Source organism: Tahibacter soli, from assembly GCF_025717065.2.
GTDB classification, from domain to species: Bacteria; Pseudomonadota; Gammaproteobacteria; order Xanthomonadales; family Rhodanobacteraceae; genus Tahibacter; species Tahibacter soli.
In genome coordinates, this window is record NZ_JAOVZO020000023.1 from 1 (window position 1) to 25,152 (window position 25,152).

The window sequence follows — 25,152 nt, forward strand, 5'->3', positions numbered from 1 at the left end:
CACGCGTGATCCGTCATGCGATGGTGCTGGTCGGCGGCATCCTCATGATCCTGGGCTTTTCGCTCGCGCTGACGAACTGGCTGATTGACGCGGAAGTGCCGGACAAGCTGTTCGAGTTCCTGCGCACGCACATCCCGCAGGACCAGCCGTTCCTGTTCCTGCTTGCGCTGAACGTGTTCCTGCTGGTGTTCGGCATGCTGCTTGAGGGGTTTCCGGCGATCATCCTGCTGGTGCCGCTCGTGCTGCCGGTGGCGGTGAAGTACGGGATCGACCCGGTACATCTCGGCATCATTTTTTTGGCCAATTTGCAGTTGGGGATTTTTCTGCCGCCGCTGGGGATCAATCTGTACATCGCGAGTGCGCGGTTTCGGCAGCCGGTGATGACGCTGGTGCGCGCGTCGGTGCCGTTCTTCTTGATCATGTTGGCGGCTACGCTCGTGATTACGTATTGGCCCGCGCTTTCGCTGTGGTTGGCGCGCTGAGCGCGCGCGCTGCTTTTTCCTTTTTGCTCGTCATCCCGGCGCAGGCTGGGATCCAGTTCTTGATTGTCGCTTTGTATTTTTCGCTTGGCTTTAAACAAGGCGTTTCGCTCGCTGCCGCGAGCGAGCAAGGGGAATTTGCTTGTCCAAATTCCCCTTGCATCCCCAAAGGACACCCCGACGGCCGCGGCCTCCGGGCATCCTGCCCTCCGACTCCGCGAGCTTGCTCCGGGGTTCGTTGATGGGCCATCCATGGCCCGTCAACGAACTGCGCACATCCTGTGCGCACCCGCTGCGCGGGCTGATCCTCCGCAATCTCGCCGCGACCGACGGGGCCCCGGGTAGAGCGGGCGGCTTCCTGCCGCCAGAAGCAACGGCAACGGCAACGGCAACGACGCGAAGCGCGGCAACTCCTTGGCTCGTCATTCCAGCGCAAGCTGGAATCCAGCTTTTCGGGCGTCAAGAACAACAGCAAAGGCTGGATCCCAGCTTTAGCTGGGATGACGAGCGTGGGGATCGCCGCTTTTTGCCGTTGCCGTCGCTGTTGCTTCTGGCGGCAGGAAGCCGCCCGCTTTCCCCGGGGCCCCATCTGCCGCGAGCAAGTGCCCGGTGATCAGGCCCGACAGGGGACGCACACGGATGTGCGTCGTCCGCCGCGGTCCAGGATGGACCATCGGCGGACCCCGCCGGGCGCTTGCGGTCCCCGGAGGGCAGGATGCCCGGAGGGGCGCGGCAGTTGGGGTGGCCTTCTTTGGTTACTTTCTTCGGCCAGTCGAAGAAAGTGACTCGGCCGCCGGCAGGCGGGCGAAACGCTTTGTTCAACGCCAAGCGAAAACGACGAAGCGACCGTCAACGACAACGGCCGTATTGAAAGCCGGAACGACGAGCAAAAAGTGCCCCCGTGACGAACAACAACCCCACGAGTTATCCTGCCCCCCTTTTGCAACGCAACAAACCCCAAGTCATGATTGAAACGAATCCGATCTCCGCGCGCATCGACGACCTCAAGGGTCGCGTGCTGTCGCTTAGGGGGTATCTTTGACTACGACCTCAAGGCCGAACGGCTCGAGGAAGTAACCCGCGAGCTCGAAAGCCCGACGATCTGGGACAACCCCCAGCGCGCCCAGGACCTCGGCCGCGAACGCGCCCAGCTCGACAAGATCGTCGGCGGCATCCGCCGTTTGACCGAAACCCTCGACGGCGCCGCCGAACTCCTCGAGATGGCGATCGCCGAAAGCGACGACGACACCGCGCTGGCGGTCGACGCGGACGTCGGCAAGCTCGCCGCCGACGTCGAGAAGCTCGAATTCCAGCGCATGTTCTCCGGCAAGATGGACTCGGCCAACGCGTTCGTCGACGTGCAGGCCGGCGCCGGCGGCACCGAGGCGCAGGACTGGGCCGAAATCCTGCTGCGCATGTATCTGCGCTGGTGCGAAAACAAGGGTTGGAAAACCGAACTTCTGGAAGTTTCCGCCGGCGACGTCGCGGGCATCAAGAGCGCGACGTTCCGCGTCGAGGGCGACTACGCCTACGGCTGGCTCAAGACCGAGATCGGCGTGCACCGCCTCGTGCGCAAGTCGCCGTTCGATTCGGACAACCGCCGCCATACGTCGTTTTCGTCGATCTTCGTGGCGCCGGAAGTCGACGACGACATCGACATCGAGATCAATCCGGCCGACCTCAAGACCGACGTCTACCGCTCGTCCGGCGCCGGCGGCCAGCACGTCAACAAGACCGAGTCGGCGGTGCGCATCACGCACGTGCCGAGCGGCGTGGTCGTCGCGTGCCAGACCGAACGCTCGCAGCACGCGAACCGCGATCGCGCGATGAAGATGCTCAAGGCGAAGCTGTACGAAATCGAGATCATGAAACGCAACGCCGAGAAGGACGCGCTCGAAGCGACGAAGTCCGACATCGGCTGGGGCAGCCAGATCCGCTCGTACGTGCTCGACCAGTCGCGCATCAAGGACCTGCGTACCGGCGTCGAACGCACCGATACGCAGAAGGTGCTCGACGGCGATCTCGACGAATACGTCGAGGCGAGCCTGAAACTCGGCCTCGAAGCCGGCGCGAAACGCGTCGACGCGTAGCGCCTCAACTCCCTCTCCCCCAAGCTCGCTTGGGGGAGAGGGCGGGGGTGAGGGGGCGGCGCTTCCGTTTGCGTTGCGACGGGTTGTCGCGATTTTTCATAGGGCGACGACCGCACGCCGTGGAACACTGACGCGTATCCCCCTCACCCAACCCTCTCCCCCAAGCGCGCTTGGGGGAGAGGGCTCAAGAATCGACTCACGAAACGACCGACATGACCGACGAAACCCAACAGCCGCCCGACGAGAACAAGCTGATCGCCGAGCGCCGCGAAAAGCTCAAGGCGCTGCGCGCCGGCGGCGTCGCGTTTCCGAACGATTTCGTGCCCGACGCCTTCGCCGGCGACCTGCAGGCCGAGTTCGCCGACAAGGAACGCTGGGGCGCCGAAGCCCTCGAAGCGCTCGGCCGCCGCGTGCGCGTCGCCGGCCGCATGCTCGCCAAGCGACAGATGGGCAAGGCGAGCTTCGCGCAGCTGCAGGACGTGACCGACCGCATCCAGCTGTTCCTGCAGCAGGCCGCGCTCGGCGAAGCCGCCTACGACGCGTTCAAGGGCTACGACATCGGCGACATCGTCGGCGCCGAGGGCGTGCTCACGCGCACGAAGACCGGCGAGCTGTCGGTCAAGGTCGACGCGCTGCGGCTTCTGACCAAGGCGCTGCGCCCGCTGCCGGACAAGTGGCACGGCCTTGCGGACGTCGAGCAGCGCTATCGCCAGCGCTACGTCGATCTCGTGGTCACCGAGGACGCGCGCCGCGTGTTCAAGCTGCGTTCGCGCGTGATCGGCTTCATCCGACAGTGGCTCGAAGCCGCGCCGCGCCGCTTCATGGAAGTGGAAACGCCGATGATGCACGCGATTCCGGGCGGCGCGACCGCGCGCCCGTTCGTCACGCATCACAACGCGCTCGACATCGACCTGTACCTGCGCGTGGCGCCGGAGCTGTATCTGAAGCGCCTCGTCGTCGGCGGCTTCGACCGCGTCTACGAGATCAACCGCAACTTCCGCAACGAAGGCGTGTCGACGCGGCACAATCCGGAATTCACCATGCTGGAGCTGTACCAGGCCTACGCCACGTACAACGAAATCATGGACATCACCGAAGGCATGATCCGCGAAACCGCGCAGGCCGCGCTCGGCCGCACGGCGCTCACGTGGGAAGGCCGCGACATCGACGTCGGCGCGCCGTTCAAGCGCTGGCCGATGGAGCAGGCGGTGCGCGAGATGAATCCGGAGATCGGCGAGCACGAACTGCGCGACCGCGACGCGCTCGCGCGGCATTGCGCGCGCCTCGGCATTCACGTCAAGCCGGGCTACGGCCGGGGCAAGCTCCTGACGGAACTCTTCGAGGCGACCGTCGAAGCCTCGCTGATCCAGCCGACCTTCATCACGCAGTATCCGACCGAAGTGTCGCCGCTCGCGCGCGCGAACGACGCCGATCCGGGCATCACCGACCGCTTCGAGCTGTTCATCGGCGCGAAGGAAATCGCCAATGGTTTTTCCGAGTTGAACGATCCGGAAGACCAGGCCGCGCGCTTTCTCGCGCAAGTGGCCGCGAAGGATTCGGGCGACGACGAGGCGATGCATTTCGACCACGACTACATCCGCGCGCTCGAATACGGCCTGCCGCCGACCGGCGGCCTCGGCGTCGGCATCGACCGCCTCGTGATGCTGCTGGCCGACGTACCGTCGATTCGCGACGTGCTCCTGTTCCCGTACATGCGCCCCGAGGCGTAACCGGTCGATGCACGCGCCGCGCGCCTGGCCCGGAGCGGCCACGCTCGGCGCCGCCGGTTTTCTCGCGCTGCAGGGCGCCGACGCGATGCTGCCGCTCGCGTGGCTCGCGCTCGTGCTCGGCGGCGCGCTCGCGCTGTGGCGCGACGAGATCGATTTCGTACGCCCGCCCGATCGACTGGAATGGAGCCTCGCCGCGTTCGTGGCCGTCGCGGCGTTCGCGTCCGCCTGCGGTCTCGACCCGCGGCGCTCGCTGTCGCTGAGCCAGCCGGTGCTCGCCGCCGCGATCGTGTGGACGCTCGTTGCGCGCGGTCGCCCGGAGCCGCGCCGCGCCGCGTGGATCGCCGCCGGGCTTCTCGCCGCCGCGCTGACGCAGATCGTGCTCGTGCTGATCGCCGCCGCCGCGCTGCCCGATGCGGCGCCCGGCGAGCGCGTCGCGCGCGCCGGCGCGCTCTGGCTCGTCGTGCCGAACGATCTGGCGTGGATCGCCTGCCTCGTGCCGTTCGCGCTGCTGCTGCCCCGGCCGCGCCGTGCGGTCGTCGCGGCCGGCGCCGGCGCGCTGGCGCTCGCGTGGGTCGTGCCGTCCGTTACGCTGGCCGGCACCGCGCTGGTGACGACGCTCGCGGCGCTGTGGTTCGGTGCGGGCCGGCGTCTGCCGTGCGGCGCCGCCGTCGCCGCCGGCTATGCCGCGCTAGCCGTCACGATTGCCGCAGCCGCGTTCGTGCGGCCGTCGATGCAGGCACGGCTGCAACTGTGGCAGGCGGCGCTCGTCGTGCTGCGCGAGCATCCGCTCGGTGTCGGCCTGCACAACTACGTGCTCGCGTATCGCGGCGCGTCGCCGGATGCCTCGATGCTCGTCGATCCGCGCCGCACGCCGTGGCCGCACAACCTGCCGCTGGAAATCGGCGCGGAACTCGGCTGGCTCGGCCTCGCGGCGCTCGCGCTCGTCGTGACCCTGCTTCGGGCCGTTTTGCGATCTATGCGGAGGAATGCGCCGGACGGTCGTTTCGACCGGGTAGAATCCGCGCTCGTCGCGAGCCTCGCCGGCTTCGCGGCGCTCGCGATCAGCGAAACCAGCCTGTTGCGCATGTGGACGTGGCTCTTCGGCGCCGCGCTCCTCGGGCTGATCGCGTACTGCTCAAGGGAAAAGAGAAAACATGGATAATTTTCAGGGTGCGCCGCGCCGCCCGGCGTGGGTCCGCGGCGCGTTCGCCGCCTCGCTCGTCGCGGCAGGCTTGCTGGCGCTGTCGCCGGACTGGGCGTCGGCGCTCAAGGCGCAGGGCTATTACGGCAGCGTCGATCTCGGTGTGACGCTGACGCCGTCGCAGACGCCGCGCGCCGGCGAAGCGGTCGATTTTCTCGTCACGGTGCGCAACGACGGACCGGACGCCGCGAACCGCGTGCGCACGATCGCCGGCGCGCAGAACCTGCACGTGCTCGAAACGAACGGCTGCGCGGCCGATCCGCTCGGCTATCCGCAATGCGCGCTGCCGTCGCCGCTGGCGGCCGGTGCGAGCGGCGATTATCTGTTGCGCATGAAGGTGCCTCCGGGGGCGCGCGGCAATATGGTGCTGTCGGTCAGCGCGACGTCGGACGACGATGAGATCGCGCCGGGTGACGAAGTGGCGTTGTTCAAGGCGCCGATCGCTACATCAGTCGATCTGCGGACTTCCACGCGGTGCAGTTCGGCCGCATTCCCGAGCCCGACCTCGCGCATCTTCTGCGATTTCGAGATCGACAACGCGGGTCCGGCGACGGCACTGTCGCCGATAGTCAGTTTCTTCGTCTCGTATCCGGGCAATGCGTACTGGTCGTGCGTTGCGCCGCGGCCGGGCCAGTGTCCGGCAGGTACGCAATTCTCGACGAGCTATGCGTTCACGCCGACGTCGATCGAAACTGGCGACGTGTTGCGCGTGCGCGCTGAAATTCTGCCGCCTCCGGTCGGTTACCCGGTAGTGAATCTGTCCGGGAACACCTATTCGATCGAACAGGAAGCGAACTACATCGACAACACGGTCAATGCATGGTTCGACACGACCTTGTTCCGCGACGACTTCGAGCCCATCTCGCCATCTTCGAACCCGTAGAGGTCTGCACCATGTGGTACGCCATCGTCGGCACCGACGTCCCGAATTCGCTCGAAGCCCGCAAAGCCGCGCGCCCGGCGCACCTGGCGCGCCTCGACGCGCTGCAGAACGAAGGCCGTCTGCGGCTGGCCGGCCCGTTTCCGGCGGTCGACGCGGCCGATCCGGGCCCGGCCGGCTTCACCGGCAGCCTGATCGTCGCCGAGTTCGACGATCTCGCCGCCGCGCAGGCCTGGGCCGACGCCGATCCGTACGTCGCGGCCGGCGTCTACGCGCAGGTGTCGGTCAAGCCGTTCCGTCAGGTGTATCCGTCATGAGCGAGCGGCTCGAGCGCATCCGTGCGCGCATCGCAGACGCGCTGACGCCGCAGGCGCTCGACGTGATCGACGAAAGCCACAAGCACGTCGGTCACGAGGGCGCGCGCGACGGCCGCGGGCATTTTCGCGTGCGCGTCGTCGCCGAGGCGTTTCGCGGCAAGGCGCCGCTCGCGCGCCATCGCATGGTGTACGAGGCGGTCGGCGACCTCATGCAGACCGACATCCATGCGCTCGCGATCGAAGCGCGGGCGCCGGAGGATGCGGTATAACGTCGCGCTGCGGCCACAGGGGAGGCCGACCGATCGTACGCACTGCCCGAGGATTCCCATGCGCCACCTGCTCGTCTGCTCCACCGCCGTCCTGCTCGCCGCCTGTTCGTCCGAGAAGGCGCCGCTCGTCACCGCCGTCCAGTACACCGCCGGCAATCCGGCCATCCGCGTCAACGACCAGCCGATTTCCGAGGCGCTGCTGGCGAACGTCGCCAAGGGCCGCAACCTCGATCTGACCAAGCCCGAGCAGCGGCAGCGCGCGATCAAGGAGCTGTCCGACTACGTGATCCTGGCGCGCGCGGCCGAAAAGAGCGGCCTCGCGGTCGATCCCGAGGCGCTCGCGACGATCGAGGCGGCGCGCCTGCAGGGCCTCGCCAACGCGACGCTCACGCACTACGCCAAGACGCATCCGATCGCCGACGAGATGGTCAAGGCCGAGTACGACCAGCAGATCCAGAAGGCCGGCACGCAGAGCTACGACTTCACGCAGCTGATTCTCGACAACGAAGCCGACGCGATGACGGCGTCCGCGGAAATTCTCGGCGGCAAGGCCTTCCAGGCCGTCTACGACGAATGGGCGCCCAAGACGCGCCAGAGCAAGGCCTACAAGGGCGTGCGCCTCGCGCAGCTGCCCGCGCCGGAAATCGCCGACACGCTCAAGTCGCTCAAGCCCGGCGAGGCGACCAAGGTGCCGCTCAAGACGAGTTTCGGCTGGCATCTGATTCTGCTGCAGGCCGTCAACGACGTCGCGCCGCCGCCGTTCGAGCAGGTCAAGAACGAGCTGCGCCGCGTGATGATCAAGCGCCAGGGCGACGTGTGGATGGAGAAGATGCGCGGCGAATCGCTGATTCTCGACCTGCAGACGCCGCAACCGGCCGCGGCGCCCGCGGCCCCGGCCGCGCCGGCGCCGGCCGAGCCGGCGAAGCAGGGCTGATATACTGCCGCCCTGCGCGAGCCGGCCGGCCCGCGCAGGGAGGAGCCCGGGTAGACTGAACGCCCGTCAGGCCGGGCATTCAACCACACCAGGCGGACCCCGACGTTCGCGCTCGACGCCCCTGCGCCGCGCGACCGGCGGTGCGTCCAGGGATACCGATGCGCCTGACCACGATCAAACTGGCCGGATTCAAGTCGTTCGTCGACCCGACCACGCTGCAGCTTCCGACCAACATGACCGGCATCGTCGGTCCGAACGGCTGCGGCAAGTCCAACATCATCGACGCGATCCGCTGGGTCATGGGCGAAAGCGCCGCGAGCCGCCTGCGCGGCGATTCGCTGACCGACGTGATCTTTTCCGGATCGAGTTCGCGCAAGCCCGTGAGCCAGGCGTCGGTCGAGCTGATCTTCGACAACTCCGACGGCACGATCGTCGGCGAATACGCGAAATTCAACGAAATCTCGGTCAAGCGCGTCGTTACGCGCGACGGCAACTCGCAATACCTGCTCAACGGCGGACGCTGCCGCCGGCGCGACATCACCGATCTGTTCCTCGGCACGGGCCTGGGCGCGCGCAGCTACTCGATCATCGAGCAGGGCATGATCTCGCAGGTCGTCGAATCCGACCCCGAGGCGCTGCGCCACCATCTGGAAGAAGCCGCCGGCATCTCCAAGTACAAGGAGCGGCGCAAGGAAACCGAAAGCCGCATCAAGTCGACGCGCGAAAACCTCGACCGCGTGCGCGACGTGCGCGACGAAGTCGACAAGCAGCTCGAACACCTGAACCGCCAGGCCAAGGCCGCCGCGCGCTGGCAGGAGCTCAAAGCCGAGCAGAAGCAAAAAGAAGCCGAACTGCGCGCGCTGAACTACCGCGCGATCGCGAGCGAGGTGGAAGGCCACAGCGGCGCGCTGCGCCAGGCCGAAGTCGAAATCGAGCGCTTCCTCGCCGACCAGCGCCAGATCGAAGCGCAGCTCGAAGCGAGCCGCGAACGCCACCACGCCGCGAGCGAACACCTGGGCGCGGTACAAGGCGAAGTGTACAAAGTGGGCGCCGACATCGCGCGCGTCGAACAGCAGATCTCGCACAACCGCGAACTGCGCGAACGCCTCGACAAGAGCCGCGAGGAAACCGAGCGCGCGTACCGCGAACTCGCCGAACACATCGCCGCCGACAACGAACAGATCGAAACGCTGCGCGGCGCGCTCGCCGACGGCGAGCCCAAGCTCGAAGCGCTGCGCGACGTCGACGAGACCACCGGCGAGGCGCTGCGCCTCGCCGAAGCGCAGCTCGCCGAATGGCAGACCGCGTGGGACGCCTATTCGAAGTCGAGTTCCGAATCGATGCAGGCGGCCGAAGTCGAGCGCACGCGCCTGGACTATCTCGACCGCCAGTGCCTGGACGTGTCGCGCCGCCTCGAAGCGCTCGAAGCGGAAAAGAAGGCCGCCGACCTCGTCGCGCTCACGGCCGCGGCCGACACGCTCGGCGACGAGCAGGACACGCAGCGCGAGCGCGTCGAAACGCTGACGGGCCTGCTCGACGAGCGCAAGACCGGCTACGAGCGCGTGCTCGAAACCGAGCGCCAGACGCAGGCGCGCCTGAACGACACGCGCCAGCAGCTGCAGTCGCTGCGCGGCCGCCTGTCGTCGCTCGAAGCGTTGCAGCACGCCGCGCTCGGCCAGGAGAAAGGCGCCGCCAGCGCGTGGCTCGACGCCGCCGGCCTCGGCTCGGCCAGGCGCCTCGGCGAATCGCTCGACGTCGACGCGGGTTTCGAGACGGCGACCGAAACCGTGCTGTCGGGCCTGCTCGAAGGCGTGCTCGTCGACGCGCCGGCCGCCTACGCGAACGAGCTGGCAGACCTCCGCGAAGCCGACATGGTGCTGATCGCGCAGGCCTACGGCGGCGACGCCGTGCCCGGCACGCTCGCGGCGCACGCGCGCGGCCCGGCCGCGGTCGTCGGCCTGCTCGCGCAGATCCGCATCGCCGAATCGCTCGACGACGCGCGGCGCATCGCGCAGACGCTCGCGCCGCACGAATCGGTCGTCACGCGCGGCGGCGAGTGGTTTGGCGCCGGCTACGTACGCGTGCTGCGCCGCGGCGGCGCGCAGGCCGGCGTGCTCGCGCGGGAACGCGAAATCCATGCGGTGCAGGCGCAGGTCGAATCGCTCGACGAGCGCGCGCACGAACTCGCCGCGCAGCTCGACGAGCTGAAATCGACGAAGGTGGAAAGCGAGCGCGAGCGCGACGACGCGCAGCGCGAGCTGTACATGGCGCATCGCCGCCTCGCGGAAATCGCGGGACAGATGCAGAGCCACCGCGGCAAGGTCGAAACCGCGACCGCGCGGCTGGAAAAGGTCGAGGGCGAAATCGGCCAGCTCGCGGCCAAGCTCGACGAAGACGAGGCGCAGGCGAAAGAAGCGCGCGGACGTCTCGATGCCGCGATCGGCAGCCTCGGCGATCTCGAACAGCGCCGCCAGGAGCTCGACGGCCAGCGCCGAAAGACGCTCGAGGCGCGCGAGGAAGCGCGCATGAACGCGCGCGAGGCGCGCGACACCGCGCACCAGCTGGCGTTGTCGCTCGAATCCAAGCGCTCGTCGATCGCCTCGCTCGAACAGGCGCTCGGCCGCATGCATGCGCAGCTCGCGCAGCTCGATTCGCGCCGCGCCGAGATCGCGAGCCAGCTCGTCGCCGACGAAGATCCGCTGACCGAACTCGACGGCGAACGCCAGACTTACCTCAACCAGCGCCTGCTCGTCGACAAGCAGCTCGTCGAAGCGCGCCGCGCGCTCGAAGACTGCGACGCGGAATTCCGCCGGCTCGAGCAGGAACGCCACCGCGTCGAGCACGTGCTCAACCAGCGCCGCGAAGCGTTGTCGGAGCAGCGCCTGTCCGAGCACAGCCTCAAGCTGCGCGCGCAGAACCTCGCCGAGGCGATCGTCGAGGCCGGCCTCGAACTCGACGCCGTGCTCGCGACGCTGCCCGAGCGCGCGGACGCGGCCGAGTGGCAGCAGCACCTGACCGAACTCGAAGGCAAGATCCGCCGCCTCGAACCGGTCAATCTCGCGGCGATCCAGGAATACGAAGAGCAGTCGCAGCGCAAGACGTATCTCGACGCGCAGCTGACCGACCTTACGACCGCGCTCGAAACGCTCGAAGGCGCGATCAAGAAGATCGACCGCGAAACGCGCCAGCGCTTCAAGGAAACGTTCGACAAGGTCAACGCGGGCCTGCAGGAACTGTTTCCGCGCCTGTTCGGCGGCGGCCACGCCTACCTCGAACTCACCGGCGAAGACCTGCTCGACACCGGCGTGTCGATCATGGCGCGCCCGCCGGGCAAGCGCGTCGTCTCGATTTCGCTGTTGTCCGGCGGCGAGAAGGCGCTGACCGCGGTCGCGCTCGTGTTCTCGATCTTCCGTCTGAACCCGGCGCCGTTCTGCCTGCTCGACGAAGTCGACGCGCCGCTCGACGAGGCGAACGTGGGACGCTTCTCGAACATGGTCAACGAAATGTCCGAGCGCGTGCAGTTCTTGTTCGTCACGCACAACAAGACGACTATGGAAGCGTCGCACCAGCTGTGCGGCGTGACGATGCGCGAGCCGGGCGTGTCGCGTCTGGTACAAGTGGACCTGGCAGAGGCCGCCAAACTGGTCGGCGCGGCCTGACACGGAGGCGTTCGATGGAACAGCAGGCGATCAGCCCGAACGAATTGCGCGTGATCATCGCGGTGATCGGCGCGCTGGTTCTCGCGGCGATCTATTTTCTCGGCATGCCGCGCCGCCCGCAGGGCAAGCGCGTCGGCGCCAAGCCGGCCGGCGGCGGACGCCGCGAGCCGACGCTCGGCGACGAAAAAGACGACGACCTGCCGTCGATGCGCGCGACCGACGACGACGCGCCGCGCGACGCGGGTTTCGACGACGCGTTCAGCGCGCACGGCGACGTCGAGACGGGCGACATGTTCGCGCAGGCGCCGCGCTCCGCGGTCGGCCAGCGGCCCGACCTGCCGGTCGAACGCATCGTGACGCTGTTCGTCGCGGCGCGCGGCGACGCGGAAATTCGCGGCAGCGATCTCGTCGTCGCCGCGGAAAAATGCGGGCTGGAATTCGGCGACATGGGCATTTTTCACCGCATGGTCGACGGCAAGTCGGACCAGGGCCCGATCTTCAGCGCCGCGAACATGGTCAAGCCCGGCCATTTCGACATGAGCCGCATCGACCAGCTGTCGACGCCGGGCCTGTCGTTCTTCATGGCGCTGCCGGGGCCGCTGTCGGCGCTCGACGCGTGGGACACGATGCTGCCGACCGCGCAGCGCCTCGCCGAACTGCTCGATGCGATCGTGCTCGACGAAGAGCGCAACGCGCTCGGCCGCCAGCGCATCGCGCACATCCGCGACGAACTGCGCGCATGGGACAGGAAGCGCGAAGGCGTGACGTTCAAACCCGGCTGGTGATCGCGACCCGGCCCGCGCCGCCGGATCGCCATCGATACTCAGAACATCAAGGGCGCCGCGCCTTGTCGGTGCCGATGCGCTGTGACGGCGTCGTTACCAACTCCAGTACGACAACGTCGCTCTTGCGTGCCGGCATCTTCGCGTGCGAAGCGTTCGCGGTCACGGCGTCGGCGAGTTCCTTGCCGGCCGGCCGCGTCGCGAAATAGAACGGACGCGACGTATTGCCGGAGCCGGAAGCGCGAACGGTCACCAGGATCTCTTCGCCGGGGTTGTAGACGTACGGCGTGTTGAAACCGATATAGGCGCCGAACGGATTGGGCGACGCGGGCGTCGCGTTCGCGTCGATCGGATAGGACAGCGCCGGAATCGTCAGCGGCCCGCTGCGCACGAGCACGATCGGCGGCGCCTGGTTCTGCGCGAAACTCGTCGCGGTCGACGCGATTTCGGCGCCGGTCCGGATCGCGGCGCTCGCCCGGCTCAGCTCGATGTCGTACTGCGCGAGCGTGAGATCGCCCGCCGGCCACGCCGGCGCGTAGCCGTCGTTGCGCGGGTCGATCGACGCGCGCAGGCGCAGTCCGTAGATCGTCTGCGGCGACGTGAAAACGGCCAGCTGCGTCGGATCGATATAGACCTGATACGTTTGCCCGGCGATCGAGACGCCTGGCACGCCCGACGCGGTTTCGACGCCGGTCGGAATTTCGATGGCCTGGCCGTACGAACTGGCGACGGCCACGAGGAGAACGGCGGAGGCGCAGGCGACGACGATGGATTTCATGTTCATGGTGACGGGTTTTCCGGTTGAGGCGCGACGCCGCGGTTTTCGTGCATGTCCTCTTGCGGGCACGACGGATCCTCGGAGCGCGAGCCGATACGTGAAAGGAATTGGGGGGGCGGCATGCGCCGGGTCGGCGCGGTCGGCCGCGACAAAGAGGGTTTCGATAATCCGATTATCGAGAGGGATTATCGGTTGTGGGCGATAGTCTGAGGCTGTACGTCTCCGGCGGTTTGGTGGGAAAAACTATACCGTCCGGATCTTCGCTAAGTGCGTGAAATTACAGTGACTAACTGTCACATCGTTTGTAACTCTGTTAATCCCGTGGCGTATGTTCAACAAGACTTATGCGTATTGTCGTGCCGGAGCCGAGATTTTGAATGCGGTTGCGAATGCTCGGCGTTCGAGTGTCGGCGGATTTTCAATGCGGCGGCGCAGGCATTATCGAATAATCCGCGCGTTTGAGAATGACGGCGAATACGCTCGTCCGCCGGCGCGACGCGATGCGTGTCCGCGGGTGCTGTCGCCATGACGCGCGAGCCGCAGGCGCTGGCGATCGGCCGTTCCTGGCGCTGGCCGCTGTTCGTGTTCGCGCTCGTCGCGGCATGGACCGCGTACCTCGCGTACGTGTGCCTGGCGCTGCAATCGCTCGTCACGTGGCCGATCGCGGCACTGATGTTCCTGCCCTGGGGCGTGTTCTTCCTCGTGCAGGCGTGGCGCCGGTTGCGGGACGTCTTCGACCGCCGCGCGATCGTCAGGATCGACGACGACGGCATCGCCGACCTGCGACGCAGCGAAGCCGTCGTGCCGTGGGAGGACATCTCGCAGGTGCGCATCGCCCGCGCGCGCGGCGGCACCTGCCTGATGGTGCGGTTCCGCGACCGCAACGCCGCGCTGTCGCATGTCGACGCGCTCGGGCTGCCGGCCGGACTCGCCCGGCGCATCCTGAGTGCCGGCGACGAGTGGCCGGTGATGCTGACGTCGCTGAACTATCGGCACGCGACGGTGCTGCGGACGGCGAGGGCGTACATCGTGCGCGAGCGCTCCCGGGCGCGCGCCGCGGCGGCGTGACGAGGGCGCGCGCCGCCGGTCGCGACGGCGCGCGCGACCGCTCAGTTCGTCGGCAAGGTGCAGGTCGGCTGGTTCGTGACGCAGTAGAACGGCGGGTTGTCGCGCGTTTCGCAGCCGCCGCCGGCCGACGGCGGGCAACCGATCTGCGACAGCGTGTCGCGCGCGCCGCCGGCGACGGCCGCGGCTTCGATGCCGGTGAGTTCGCGCAGCGTTTGTTTCGACAGCGTGATCTTCTTCATGAGCGCTCCGTTCTGGACAATGCGAAAGCGGACGGACGCCTCGGCGCCCGCCCGCCATAATGCACCGGACGGGAAAAGTTTCCTAAGCCGTTTGTGCAGAAATCGACAAAGAGCTTGGACCAGGGCGGGGCTTCCGGACTACGGCCCGATCGCGCAGCCGGGCTGCTGCGTGATGCACGCCGTAACCGGCCGCGTCAGGCAGCGGTCCGTCGGCAGCACGCATTGCGGGCCGGTGCCCGAGATCGGGCAGAAGTCGGGCTGGCGCGACAGCACCGGCGGCGGCGGATACAGGTCGCCGCCGCCGACGCCGGCGGTTTCCTGCGCGGTCAGTACGCGCATTGTCTCTTTGGACAAGGTGATCTTCTTCATATTTGCTCCGTGTTCGAGGAGTTCCGGCGAGCGGCGGTTCGCGGCGCGAACGCCGGCTCGGCGGCATCGTGCCCCGGACGCAGAAGAAGTGCATTTGATTTTTAGTGCGCGGAGTGTACGAAAACCTTTAGTGAACCTGACGAGCCGGGGCGCGCGCCGTCAAGGCGGGCACGCGGTACCGCCGACGCTGACCGGGCACGGCGGCTGGTGGCTCGGCGGCGGCACGCACGGCGCCCAGCCCGTGATGCAGGTGACCGGCCGCGACGCGGTGCCGCCGGCGACGGCGTCCGTTTCGGCGGGCACGAGGACGCGCAAGGTCTCTTTCGACAACCGGATGTTCTTCATGGCCGCTCCGTGGATCGTGGGGGTATCGCCGGACGCCGCTGCGGCGGACCGGCGATACAATGTACACGATCGTAAAAGTGCGGGGCGACCCGCGCGAGCCTCAGCGCGCGGCGACTTCCGGCGCCGCCGGCGCTTCCCAGCCGCCGCCGAGCGCGCGGATCAGCGCGACGCTCGCGCGCAGCTGCCGCGTATCGAGATCGAGCGCCTCGCGCTGCGCCGTCAGCGCGACGGTCTGCGACTGCACGACTTCGAGATAGCTCACGGCGCCTTCGCGATAGCGGCTCATCGCGAAATCGAGCGATTTCTGCGCCGACGCGACCGCCGAATCTTCGGCTTGCGCGGCTTCCTTGTAGTGGTACAGCAGCGCGAGATTGTCCTCGACCTGCACGAACGCGCCGAGCACGACGCCGCGGTAGGTCGCGCCGGCCTCGTCCAGCGCCGCGCGCGCCTGCGCGACCTGCGCCTTGCGCTTGCCGGCGTCGAACAGGTTCAGCAGCAGCGACGGGCCGATCGCCCAGGCCGCGTTCGGCGCCGCGAGCCAGCCGCCGGCCTGGTTGCTCTGGTAGCCGTAGTTCGCGCCGAGCGTGATCGACGGAAACCACGCGGCGCGCGCGACGCCGACGTTCGCGTTCGCCGCGGCCGCGCGCCGCTGCGCCGCGGCGATGTCGGGACGACGCTGCAGCAGCGTCGACGGCACGTCGGTCGGCACCGCCGGCAAGGCGATCTCGCCGTCGACCGGCGCGAGCGAGAATTCCGACGGCGACACGCCGACGAGCGCCGCGAGCGCGTGCTCGGCGACCGCGCGCTGCGCGCGGTTTTGCGCGGCCTGCGAGCGCGCCGTGTCGAGCTGCGTCTGCGCGCGGGCGACGTCGAGACCCGATGCGATGCCGGCGCCGCGGCGCTTGCTCGTCAGCGCGAGCGCCTTGTCGTACGCGGCGACCGTGTCGTCGAGGAGTTTCGCCTGGCGGTCGAGTCCGCGCAGCACGATGTAGCCGTCGGCGAGCTGCGCCTGCAGCGACAGCCGCGCCGATTCGAGGTCGGCCGCGGCGGCCTGCGTCGAATAGTCGCCGGCCGACACGCTGTTGCGCACGCGGCCCCACAGGTCCAGCTCGTAGCTCGCAGAAAGTCCCAGATTGTACGATTCGAAAAAGCGCGGCGACGCCGAACCGGTCGGCGGGCGCGTTTCCGACTGCCGTTCGCGCGACGCGTCGCCGGCGAGGCCCAGGCTCGGAAACAGGCCCGAACGCTGCTGGTCGCCGTAGGCTTTCGCCTGTTCGTAGCGCGCGAGCGCGGCGGCGAGGTCGGGGCTGCCGTCGATCAGCTGCCGCTGCAGGCGGTCGAGTTCGGCATCGCGGTACAGCGACCACCACGCGTCGCGCGGCAGACGGTCGGCCGGTTCGGCCGGCGTCCACGGCGCCTGTTCCTTGTAGGTGCCGGCGACCGGCACGTCGGGCAGCGCGAGCGGCGGCGCGAGCGAGCAGCCGGCGAGCGCCGCAACGAACGCGGCCACGGCTGCCGCACGCAATGCGACGTTGTTCACTTGTTGGCCTCCGCGACGGCCGGCTTCTGCGGCGCGGCCTTGGGCGCCGCGGCCTCGACGATGTGCACGACGTCGCCCGCGGCGACGCCGTCGGGCGGCGTTTCGATGATGCGGTCGGCGGCGGCGAGGCCGGTCGCGACCTCGATCGTCTTGCCCATGTCGCGCGCGATCGTGATCGGCTTGAACACCACTTTCTTGTCGCCGTCGACCGTCGCGACGCGCAGGCCGCCCTGGTCGAAGATCAGCGCGCTCGCGGGAATGCGCAGCGCGTCGCCGTCGTGGGGCAGCGCGAAGCTGACGTTCGCATAGCCGCCCGGCATCAGCTCGCCGTTGGGGTTGTCGACCGACAGCTGCACGAGCGTCGTGCCGGTGGCCGCGTTGACGGCCTGCGAGAACGCTTCGACCTTCGCCTCGTAGCGCGTGCCGGCGCGTTCGGGCACGTCGATCGACGCGGTCGCGCCCGGACGGATGCTCGCGGCGTAGCTTTGCGGCAGGTTGACGTACACGCGCAGGCGCGACGTGTCGGAGACGACGAACAGTTCGGCGCCGGTACCGGCGCCGTTGATCAGCGCGCCGACGTCGGTTTCGCGCGCGGTGATCACGCCGTCGAACGGCGCGACGATGCGCGTGAAATTTTCCGTCGCCTGCAGGCGCTCGACGTTCGCGCGCGCGGCCTTGGCGAGCGCGCGCTTGGCGTCGAGATCGCCGTTCTTCTCGTCGACTTCCTGCTGCGACACCGAATCGCTGCCGAGCATCGACTGCCAGCGTTTGGCCGTCGTCGCGGCGAGCGCGGCGTTCGCTTCGGCGCTCGCGAGATCGGCCTTGGCCTGCAGCAGCTGCTGTTCGACGTCCGGCGCTTCGATTTCGGCGAGCAGCTGGCCGGCTTTCACCGGCGTACCGATATCCACTTTCCACGATTTGAGATAACCGGACACGCGCGCGTGGATCGGCGCGCGCGCATAGGCTTCGATGCGGCCGGGCAGGGCGAGCGTCGAGGCGTCGCCGCCCGATACCGGCGCGACCACGCTGACGCTCGGCACGGCCTGCGCGTCGGTCCATTCCTTCAGGCGCGCGTTGCCGCTCGCGCGCGACGAGACGCCGGCGAAGACCACGAGCGCGGCGACGACGGCGGCCGCGATGCCGGTGACCTTGAGGCCGCGGTGCGATGCGGCGGAGGCGGTGACGGTGCTATCAGGCGACATGGGGAGCTCCAAGGGCGGGCGTCGCACCGTGTTTGCGGCCGTAGCGCGCGTGCACGATGCTGAAAACGACAGGAACGAAGACGAGCGTGGCGATGGTCGCGAAGATGAGGCCGCCGACGACGGCGCGGCCGAGCGGCGCGTTCTGCTCGCCGCCTTCGCCGAGGCCCAGCGCCATCGGCGCCATGCCGATGACCATCGCGAGCGCGGTCATCAGCACCGGGCGGAAACGCACGAAGCCGGCATCGAGCGCCGCGGCGACCGGATCGCCCAGCTGTTCGAGCCGTTCGCGCGCGAAGCTGATCACGAGCACGCTGTTCGCGGTCGCGACGCCCATGCACATGATCGCGCCGGTCAGCGCCGGAACCGACAACGTGGTGAACGTCGCGAACAGCATCCACACGATGCCCGCGAGCGCGGCCGGCAGCGCGCAGATGATCACGAACGGATCGCTCCACGACTGGAAGTTCACGACGATCAGGAGATAGATCAGCACGATCGCGCCGACGAGGCCGAACGACAGGCCCGAGAACGCCGAGTTCATCGTGCGCACCTGGCCGAGCAGGCGCACCGTCGCGCCTTTCGGCTGCGCCTGCGCGTGCGCGTCGACCACTTTCTGGATGTCCGTCGACAGCGCGCCGAGGTCGCGGCCTTGCGGCGTCGCGTAGATCTGCACCATCGACTGGATGTCGTACTGCGACACGACCGCGCTCGCGGTGCCGCGGCGGATGTCGGCGACGCCGCCGAGCAGCTGCGGCTGTCGCGTACCGGCCGCCGTCAGCGGCACGTTGCGCAGCGCGTCGAGCGAATCGAGGTCGTATTGCGGCGTCTGCATGACGATCGGGTACTGCACGCCGTTCTGCGGATTGAGCCAGAACGTCGGCGCGACCTGGCTCGACCCGGCGAGGTTCACGACGAGGCTGTTCGTCACGTCGCGCTCGGTCATGCCGACGTACTGCGAGCGCGTGCGGTCGACGTCGACGTAGAACACGGGGCTGTCGGCCGACTGCTGGATGCGCGCGTCGGCGACGCCGGGAATGCGACGGATGTCGCGCAGCAGTTTTTCCGCGTGCGCGTAGTTCGCCGCGGCGTTCGGGCCGCGCACCTGCAGGTCGATCGGCGCCGGCGCGCCGAAGTTCAGGATCTGGCTGACGATGTCGGCCGGCAGGAACGAGAACGTCACGCCGGGGAAGCGGCGCGGCAGTTCTTCGCGCAGGCGCTGCACGTAGCCGGCGGTCGGCGCGTGGCCCTCGGCGAGCGAAATCTGGATGTCGCCGTCCTGCGAGCCGATCACGCCGGTGTTGTTGTACGCCAGGTTGATGCCCGAGATCGGCATGCCGACGTTGTCGACGACGGCCGCGATGTCGTGCGACGGGATCACCTCGCGGATGACCTTTTGAATGTCGGCGAATTTATTCGCCGTCTCCTCGACGCGCGTGCCGACCTGCAGGCGCGCGTGCATCAGGATCTGGCCGCCGTCGACGCTCGGAAAGAAATTGCGGCCGAGAAACGGCAGCAGTAGGAACGAGGCGAGCACGAAGCCCATGAAGCCGGCCACGAAGCCGCGGCGACGCACGAGCGCGAGCGCGAGCAGGTCGCGGTAGCCGTCGCGGAAGCGTTCGAAGCGCTGCTCGAAGCGGCGCTGGAACCGCACGAGCGGGTTGCGCGACGCGCCCGCGGCTTCTTCGGTGCCGTGCAGGTCGGTGTGCGGCGCGTGCGGCTTCAGGAGGTACTTCGCCATCGTCGGCACGAGCGTGCGCGACAGGATGAACGACCATGCCATCGCGAACATCACCGCGAGCGCCATCGGCACGAACAGGAAGCGCGCGACGCCGTCGAGGAAGAACATCGGCACGAACACGATGCAGATGCACAGCAGCGAGACGAACGCCGGCGTGACGATCTGGTTCGCGCCGTCGAGAATCGCGGTCTCGACGTCCTTGCCTTGTTCGAGATGCCAGTTGATGTTCTCGATCGTCACGGTCGCGTCGTCGACGAGGATGCCGACCGCGAGCGCGAGGCCGCCGAGCGTCATGATGTTGAGCGTTTCGCCGAACGCCGCGAGCGTCGCGATCGCGCCGAGCACCGACAGCGGAATCGACACGGCAATGATCGTGGTCGAGCGCCAGCTGCCGAGAAACAGCAGGATCATGAGGCTCGTCAGCGCCGCGGCGATGACGCCTTCCTTCGCGACGCCGCCGATCGCGCCGCTGACGAACATCGACTGGTCGCCGATCGGCTTGATCTCGAGACTGTCGGGCAGGCCGGGCTTGACCGCCTCGACCATGTCCTTGATGCCGGCGATGATCGCGAGCGTCGACGCCGAGCCGTTCTTGAACACGGTGAGCAGCACCGAGCGGCTGCCGTCGACGTGCACGACGTTCGTCTGCGGCGGATTGCCGTCGCGCACGTTGGCGACGTCGCCGATCGTCACCATCGCGCCGTTGACGAGCTTGACCGGCATCGCGGCGATCGCGCCAAGGTCGGACGGCGCGTTGTTGAGCTGGATCGTGTATTCGAACTCGCCGATCTTCTGGGTGCCGACCGGCGTGATGAGGTTCTGCGACGCGAGCGCGGTGGCGACGTCCTGGCCCGACAGCCCGCGCGACTGCAGCGCGGCGGGATCGAGGTCGATCTGCACCTGGCGCGACTTGCCGCCGAACGGGAACGGAATCGCCGCGCCCGGCACGGCGACGAGGCGCGTGCGCACGACGTTGGTGCCGAGATCGCCGAGCGTCTGTTCCGACAGGCCCTTGCCCGACAGCGCGAGCTGCAGGATCGGTACGGTCGAGGCGTTGTAGTTGAGGATCAGCGGCGGATTGACGCCGGGCGGCATCTGCCGCAGCAGCGTCTGCGAAATCGCGGTGACCTGCGCGTTCGCCATGTTGATGTCGACGGTCGGCTGGAAAAAGATCTTCACGACGCCGAAGCCGGTATACGAATTCGCCTCGATGTGTTCGATGTCGTTGACCGTCGTCGTCAGCGCGCGCTGGAACGGCGTGACGATGCGGCCGGCCATCGAATCGGGCGGAAGGCCGGTGTACTGCCATACGACGCTGATCACCGGAATGCGGATTTCTGGAAAAATATCCGTCGGCGTGCGCAGCGCCGCGAGCGGCCCGACGATGAGCAGCAGCAGCGCGAGTACGACGAAAGTATAGGGGCGCCGTAGGGCGACGCGGACGATGCCGAGCATGCTTGAAGGCCGGTAGCTGTTGTTGTGCGTCGCACTAGTATGCGTCGCACCGCGCGTTCGCAACCCGGTTGAGCGATGAAGTTTTATTTAAACTTGCAGCGCCCGCAAAACCGCGCCGAAGCGTTGAATGCACGCGTCGAGCCGACGCAATGCGGCGAGCCTTTCGCGGTCGCCGGCGCGTTGTTGCGTTGCGGTGAATTCACTGTCAACCGGCGATTGCGAATGCGCGCGCGGTTCGCGCGCGCCGCCGTCCGTCATGCCGCCTTGTCCACCGGCGGCCAGCACATCAGCGACACCTTCGCGCCGGCGCCGTCGCCTTCGCCGATCTCGAGGCCGAAGCTGTGCAGCTTCACGATCGCCGCGACGATGGCGAGGCCCAGACCCTGGCCGTGTTCGGCCGGCTGCGTGCCGCCGCGGTAGAAGCGCTGCACGACCGCGCCGCGGTCGCAGGCGCGGATGCCCGGGCCGTTGTCGATCACGTCGATGCGCGGGCCGTTCGCGTCGAGCGTCGTGTGCACGCGCACCGTACCCTGCGGCGGCGTGAACTTGATCGCATTGTCCACAAGGTTCGACAACGCCTCGAACACGAGATGCGGGTCGCCGCGCACGGCCGGTACCTTGGTGGGCGTTTCCAGCGCGAATTCGATCTGCTTGTCTTCGGCGAGCGGCGCGTAGATTTCGCGCACGTGCTTGAGCGTCGCGACGAGGTCGACTTCGGCGAAGCCCGCGCGGCGATGCATGTCTTCGAGTTCCGAAATGCGCAGCAGCGCGCGGAAGCGGTCGAGCAGCGCGTCGGCGTCGCCGATCGTACGCTCGATCAGCGCGGCGCGCGTGTCGTCGGCCGGCGTTTCGAGCTGCAGGCGGTGCAGCTGCGCGCGCAGGCGCGTCAGCGGCGTGCGCAGGTCGTGCGCGATGTTGTCGCACACGCCCTTGACCTCGCCCATCAGCCGTTCGATTTCCACGAGCATCGTATTGACGATGCCGGCGAGCAGGTCGAGCTCGTCGCCGTGGCCCGACACCGGCAGGCGCCGGCGCAGGTCGCCGCGCATGATCGGCTGCACCGCGGCCTCGATCGCCTGCACGCGCCGCCGCGGCCCGCGGCTGAGCAGCAGCGCGCCGATCAGGCCCGGCACGACGATCAGCGGCAGGCCGAACAGCATCGCGCGCCAGATGATCGCGCCGACGGCGTCGATCACGCTCGTGTCGCGCACGAGTACGAGCAGCTCGCCGCTGGTCAGGTACACCGCGATGCCGCGCGCGCGCTGCGCGTGGTAGCCCGAGGTGCGCTGCACGCCGTCGGTCAGCAGATGCACGGCGCCGTCGAGCGGCAGCTCGGGCGGAATGCTCGCGAGATTGCCCATGAGCAGCTTGCCGTTGCGGTCGAACACGCCGTGCGAGAGCACGTCGCGCAGGTCGAACGCTTCGGTCGCCTTGATCGCTTCGCGCAGACGCTCGCGGTCGAGCGTCGTGAAATAGCGCTGCAGGTTGTCGAGTTTCAGATCGACGATGTTCGACAGATAGCGCGTCGTGTTCCACTGGATCACGCCGATCAGCGCGGCGCACCACAGCGCGAACAGCGCGCCGAAGATGAGGAGCAGGCGCGACGAATTCGTGCGCCAGAGGTCAGCCGGCTTCAAGGACATATCCGGATCCGCGAACGGTGCGTATCAACGGGGCGGCGCCGGGCGCGTCGATCTTCTTGCGCAGGCGGCCGATGTGGACTTCGATGACGTTCGTGCCGGGGTCGAAGTGATAGCCCCAGACGGCCTCGAAGATCATCGTGCGGGTGACGACCTGGCCCACTTGGCGCACGAGGAATTCGAGCAGACGGAATTCGGTGGGCAGCAGCTCCAGCGCGACGCCGCCGCGGCGCGCGATGCGGCCGATCAGGTCGAGTTCGAGGTCGGCGACGCGCAGCATCGTGTCGCGCTCGGTGCGCGCGTGGCGGCGCAGCAGCACCTCGACGCGCGCGGCCATCTCGTCCGGGCTGAACGGCTTGGTGAGGTAATCGTCGCCGCCCGCGCGCAGGCCGCGCACGCGCTCGTCGACGTCCGACAGCGCGCTGATCATCAGCACCGGCGTCTGCACGCCGGCCTCGCGCAGGCGCGTGACGAGCACGAGGCCGTCGAGTTCGGGCAGCATGCGGTCGAGGGTGATCGCGTCGTAGTCGCCGTCGCGCGCGCGCTCGAAGCCGACGCGGCCGTTGTCGGCCCAGTCGACGGCGAGGCCGCGGCGCGTCAGTTCCGCGACGATTTCGCGCGCGGTCACGGTGTCGTCTTCGATGGTCAGAACGCGGGGCATGCGGCGCGGGCTTCCGGTCGGGGCGTTGCGCAATGGTCCCCCGCCGCCGCCCGCGTTGCAAACGCGCGGGCGGGCAGGGGGCGGGTATCGGCCGCGATGAGGGCGCAGCGCGCGATCGTCAAGGGCGCGACGCCGATTGGCCGTGCGCGGCCGACCCGCTACGATCGGCCCCGACCCACCCACCGCCGGACCGCCCGTGCCGATCACCGTCACCGTGCCCTGCACGAACGCCGCGCTGTCGGCGGACTTCTACTCGTATCTGTTCACGAGTGCGCCGGACGTGCGCGACAGCGTCGCCGAGATCGCCGTCGACGACGGCGTGTACTTGAAGCTCGTCGAACGGCCGGCGCCGATCGCGCCGCAGGAGTTCGCGTTCGGCCGCTGCAACGTCGACGCGCTCGTCGAGCGCATCGGCGACGCGATACCGGCGTACGAGGGCGACATCGAGGCGATGCCGCCCGGCACGTACTGGGGTCCGCACGACTATCCGGGCGGTTTCGCGCTCGTCGTGAGCGATCCCGACGGGCACTACTTCAGCTTCGTCGAGTGGTAGCGGCGCTTGGCGCCGCGCGTCAGCGCCGCACGTCGTAGCGCGCCTCGCCGACGAGAGCCTGCACGCGCGCGGCGTCGAGTGCGAGAAAATCGCCCGGCACCGAATGCTTGAGGCAACCGGCGGCGAGACCGAACGCGAGACTGTCCGCGTCGTTCCAGCCCGACAGCCGTCCGTGCAGCACGCCGGCCGCGAACGCGTCGCCGCCGCCGATGCGATCCACGATCGCCTCGAGCGTCACGGCCGGCGCGTGGAACCGCGCGTCGCGCGTGAACAGCTGCGCCGACAGTTCGTGCCGGTCGACGCTGTGCTGCGTGCGCCGCGTCGACGCGACGGCGTGCAAGCCGGAAAACGCGGCGAATGCGGCGTCGGCAGCCCTGCGGTCGGCATCGTCGCCGTCGAACGCGCGGCCGAGCACGATCGCGATGTCGCGATGGTCGGCGAACGCGACGTTCGCGCAGGCGAACAGCTCGCCGAGCAGTGCCGGCGCGTCGCCGTTCCATGCCTGCCACAGCTTGCCGCGATAGTTGCCGTCGAACACGACGGTGACGCCGCGCTCGCGGGCGCAGCGGGCCGCATCGATCGCGGCCTGTGCCGACTCGGCGCCGAGCGCCGGCGTCACGCCGGACAGGTGCAGGAGGTCGATGCCGTCGAGCAGCGCGGGCCAGTCGTAGCTCGCGGCGCGCGCGCGGGCGAACGCGGAATCGGCGCGGTCGTACAGCACCTCGCTCGGCCGCTGCAGCGCGCCGGTTTCGAGAAAGTACAGGCCCATGCGCCCGGGCGCATGGACGAGTCGCGACGTGTCGACGCCGTGGCGGCGCAGTTCGCCGGCCGCATGGCGGCCGAGCGCGTTGTCGGCGACCGTGCCGGCGACGGCGGTCGCATGGCCGAACGCGGCCAGCGCGACCGCGACGTTCGCCTCGGCGCCGCCGACGTGCACGGCGAGTTGCGGCGACTGCAGCAAGAGCTCGCGGTGCGGCGCGCCGAGCCTTAGCAGCAGTTCGCCGAAGCAGAGTACGCGTTTTGGCATGGGTGACCTCTCGTATGTCGGGAGTGTAGGCGCGGGCGCGAGCGGCGCGCGTCGCCGCTTGCGGCGGCCGTGTTGCGCCGCATTGTCCCTTTCGCGGTGCGGGACAGTCGTTGCGGCGCTTTTTCGCTTGAGTCGGCAACTGGTTGATGGAAAAAGGAGATTGGCGTTGCGGTCAGGTGGGTCGGTGGCGAATCCT

At 68.5% G+C, this 25,152-nt stretch carries 23 protein-coding genes; 12 read left to right on the top strand and 11 right to left on the bottom strand.

Annotated elements, in window-relative coordinates; all coding sequences use genetic code 11:
- From OD750_RS25555 to zipA, 10 genes are all read left to right on the top strand, one after another.
- Positions 1 to 482 (top strand): TRAP transporter large permease subunit (locus OD750_RS25555; protein ID WP_272842163.1); only part of this gene is annotated, 482 nt, incomplete at its 5' end.
- A gap of 961 nt (positions 483 to 1,443) precedes the next feature.
- Positions 1,444 to 2,569 (top strand): peptide chain release factor 2 gene (gene prfB / locus OD750_RS25560; protein ID WP_263543537.1). Its coding sequence is split into 2 segments (ribosomal slippage): positions 1,444 to 1,518 and positions 1,520 to 2,569, totalling 1,125 coding nucleotides; the frame shifts between segments, so codons are not numbered across the junction.
- A gap of 212 nt (positions 2,570 to 2,781) precedes the next feature.
- Positions 2,782 to 4,299 (top strand): lysine--tRNA ligase, encoded by a 1,518-nt coding sequence (gene lysS / locus OD750_RS25565; RefSeq protein WP_263543538.1) that lies wholly within the window; start codon positions 2,782 to 2,784, stop codon positions 4,297 to 4,299.
- Positions 4,300 to 4,306: 7 nt separating this feature from the next.
- Positions 4,307 to 5,461, top strand: coding sequence for an O-antigen ligase family protein (locus OD750_RS25570; RefSeq protein ID WP_263543539.1), 1,155 nt, complete (start codon positions 4,307 to 4,309; stop codon positions 5,459 to 5,461).
- Entirely contained in the window at positions 5,454 to 6,383 is a 930-nt protein-coding gene (locus OD750_RS25575) for a DUF11 domain-containing protein (protein WP_263543540.1), read from the top strand. Before OD750_RS25570 ends, OD750_RS25575 begins: the two co-directional genes overlap by 8 nt.
- Before the next feature lie 11 nt (positions 6,384 to 6,394).
- Entirely contained in the window at positions 6,395 to 6,697 is a 303-nt protein-coding gene (locus OD750_RS25580; protein ID WP_263543541.1) for a YciI family protein, read from the top strand.
- Positions 6,694 to 6,966, top strand: a complete 273-nt coding sequence (locus OD750_RS25585; protein WP_263543542.1) for a BolA family protein — start codon at positions 6,694 to 6,696, stop codon at positions 6,964 to 6,966. The genes OD750_RS25580 and OD750_RS25585 overlap by 4 nt, the downstream gene beginning before the upstream one ends.
- Before the next feature lie 58 nt (positions 6,967 to 7,024).
- Complete coding sequence (locus OD750_RS25590) at positions 7,025 to 7,900, top strand: peptidylprolyl isomerase (RefSeq protein ID WP_263543543.1); 876 nt, start codon at positions 7,025 to 7,027, stop codon at positions 7,898 to 7,900.
- 158 nt (positions 7,901 to 8,058) lie between these two features.
- Positions 8,059 to 11,559 carry a chromosome segregation protein SMC gene (smc, locus tag OD750_RS25595; protein WP_263543544.1) on the top strand — a complete coding sequence of 1,167 codons (3,501 nt, stop codon included), beginning with the start codon at positions 8,059 to 8,061 and terminating at the stop codon, positions 11,557 to 11,559.
- Positions 11,560 to 11,573: 14 nt separating this feature from the next.
- Positions 11,574 to 12,344, top strand: coding sequence for a cell division protein ZipA (gene zipA / locus OD750_RS25600; RefSeq protein ID WP_263543545.1), 771 nt, complete (start codon positions 11,574 to 11,576; stop codon positions 12,342 to 12,344).
- A gap of 46 nt (positions 12,345 to 12,390) precedes the next feature.
- Here zipA and OD750_RS25605 read toward each other — a convergent pair whose 3' ends face one another.
- The gene (locus OD750_RS25605) at positions 12,391 to 13,125 is read right to left on the bottom strand and encodes a hypothetical protein (RefSeq protein WP_263543546.1); all 735 of its coding nucleotides are present in this window, start codon (positions 13,123 to 13,125) and stop codon (positions 12,391 to 12,393) included.
- Positions 13,126 to 13,644: 519 nt separating this feature from the next.
- On the opposite strand from OD750_RS25605, the gene OD750_RS25610 reads away from it, so the two are divergent.
- Positions 13,645 to 14,187, top strand: a complete 543-nt coding sequence (locus OD750_RS25610; protein ID WP_263543547.1) for a hypothetical protein — start codon at positions 13,645 to 13,647, stop codon at positions 14,185 to 14,187.
- A gap of 41 nt (positions 14,188 to 14,228) precedes the next feature.
- Here OD750_RS25610 and OD750_RS25615 read toward each other — a convergent pair whose 3' ends face one another.
- The 9 genes from OD750_RS25615 to OD750_RS25655 all read right to left on the bottom strand — a co-directional run bounded on the left by OD750_RS25615 (position 14,229) and on the right by OD750_RS25655 (position 23,376).
- On the bottom strand, positions 14,229 to 14,426 hold the full coding sequence (locus tag OD750_RS25615; protein WP_263543548.1) for a hypothetical protein: 198 nt from the start codon (positions 14,424 to 14,426) through the stop codon (positions 14,229 to 14,231).
- 138 nt (positions 14,427 to 14,564) lie between these two features.
- Positions 14,565 to 14,795, bottom strand: a complete 231-nt coding sequence (locus OD750_RS25620) for a hypothetical protein (RefSeq protein WP_263543549.1) — start codon at positions 14,793 to 14,795, stop codon at positions 14,565 to 14,567.
- Positions 14,796 to 14,954: 159 nt separating this feature from the next.
- Entirely contained in the window at positions 14,955 to 15,140 is a 186-nt protein-coding gene (locus OD750_RS25625) for a hypothetical protein (protein WP_263543550.1), read from the bottom strand.
- Between the two features lie 100 nt (positions 15,141 to 15,240).
- On the bottom strand, positions 15,241 to 16,680 hold the full coding sequence (locus tag OD750_RS25630) for an efflux transporter outer membrane subunit (RefSeq protein ID WP_263543551.1): 1,440 nt from the start codon (positions 16,678 to 16,680) through the stop codon (positions 15,241 to 15,243).
- Positions 16,677 to 17,882 (bottom strand): efflux RND transporter periplasmic adaptor subunit, encoded by a 1,206-nt coding sequence (locus OD750_RS25635; RefSeq protein ID WP_263543552.1) that lies wholly within the window; start codon positions 17,880 to 17,882, stop codon positions 16,677 to 16,679. The genes OD750_RS25630 and OD750_RS25635 overlap by 4 nt, the downstream gene beginning before the upstream one ends.
- A complete protein-coding gene (locus tag OD750_RS25640) occupies positions 17,872 to 21,075 on the bottom strand; it encodes an efflux RND transporter permease subunit (RefSeq protein ID WP_263543553.1) in 3,204 nt (1,067 codons plus the stop codon). The genes OD750_RS25635 and OD750_RS25640 overlap by 11 nt, the downstream gene beginning before the upstream one ends.
- An 87-nt stretch (positions 21,076 to 21,162) precedes the next feature.
- Positions 21,163 to 21,333 (bottom strand): hypothetical protein, encoded by a 171-nt coding sequence (locus OD750_RS25645; protein WP_263543554.1) that lies wholly within the window; start codon positions 21,331 to 21,333, stop codon positions 21,163 to 21,165.
- Positions 21,330 to 22,718, bottom strand: a complete 1,389-nt coding sequence (locus OD750_RS25650; protein ID WP_263543555.1) for a sensor histidine kinase — start codon at positions 22,716 to 22,718, stop codon at positions 21,330 to 21,332. The genes OD750_RS25645 and OD750_RS25650 overlap by 4 nt, the downstream gene beginning before the upstream one ends.
- Complete coding sequence (locus OD750_RS25655; RefSeq protein ID WP_263543556.1) at positions 22,699 to 23,376, bottom strand: response regulator transcription factor; 678 nt, start codon at positions 23,374 to 23,376, stop codon at positions 22,699 to 22,701. The genes OD750_RS25650 and OD750_RS25655 overlap by 20 nt, the downstream gene beginning before the upstream one ends.
- A gap of 196 nt (positions 23,377 to 23,572) precedes the next feature.
- Here OD750_RS25655 and OD750_RS25660 point away from each other — a divergent pair, with 196 nt between their 5' ends.
- A complete protein-coding gene (locus tag OD750_RS25660; RefSeq protein WP_263543557.1) occupies positions 23,573 to 23,929 on the top strand; it encodes a VOC family protein in 357 nt (118 codons plus the stop codon).
- A gap of 19 nt (positions 23,930 to 23,948) precedes the next feature.
- On the opposite strand, the gene OD750_RS25665 is transcribed toward OD750_RS25660, so the two are convergent.
- Positions 23,949 to 24,956: a sugar kinase gene (locus OD750_RS25665; protein WP_263543558.1), complete on the bottom strand. Its 1,008-nt coding sequence runs from the start codon at positions 24,954 to 24,956 to the stop codon at positions 23,949 to 23,951.
- Positions 24,957 to 25,152 lie beyond the last annotated feature (196 nt).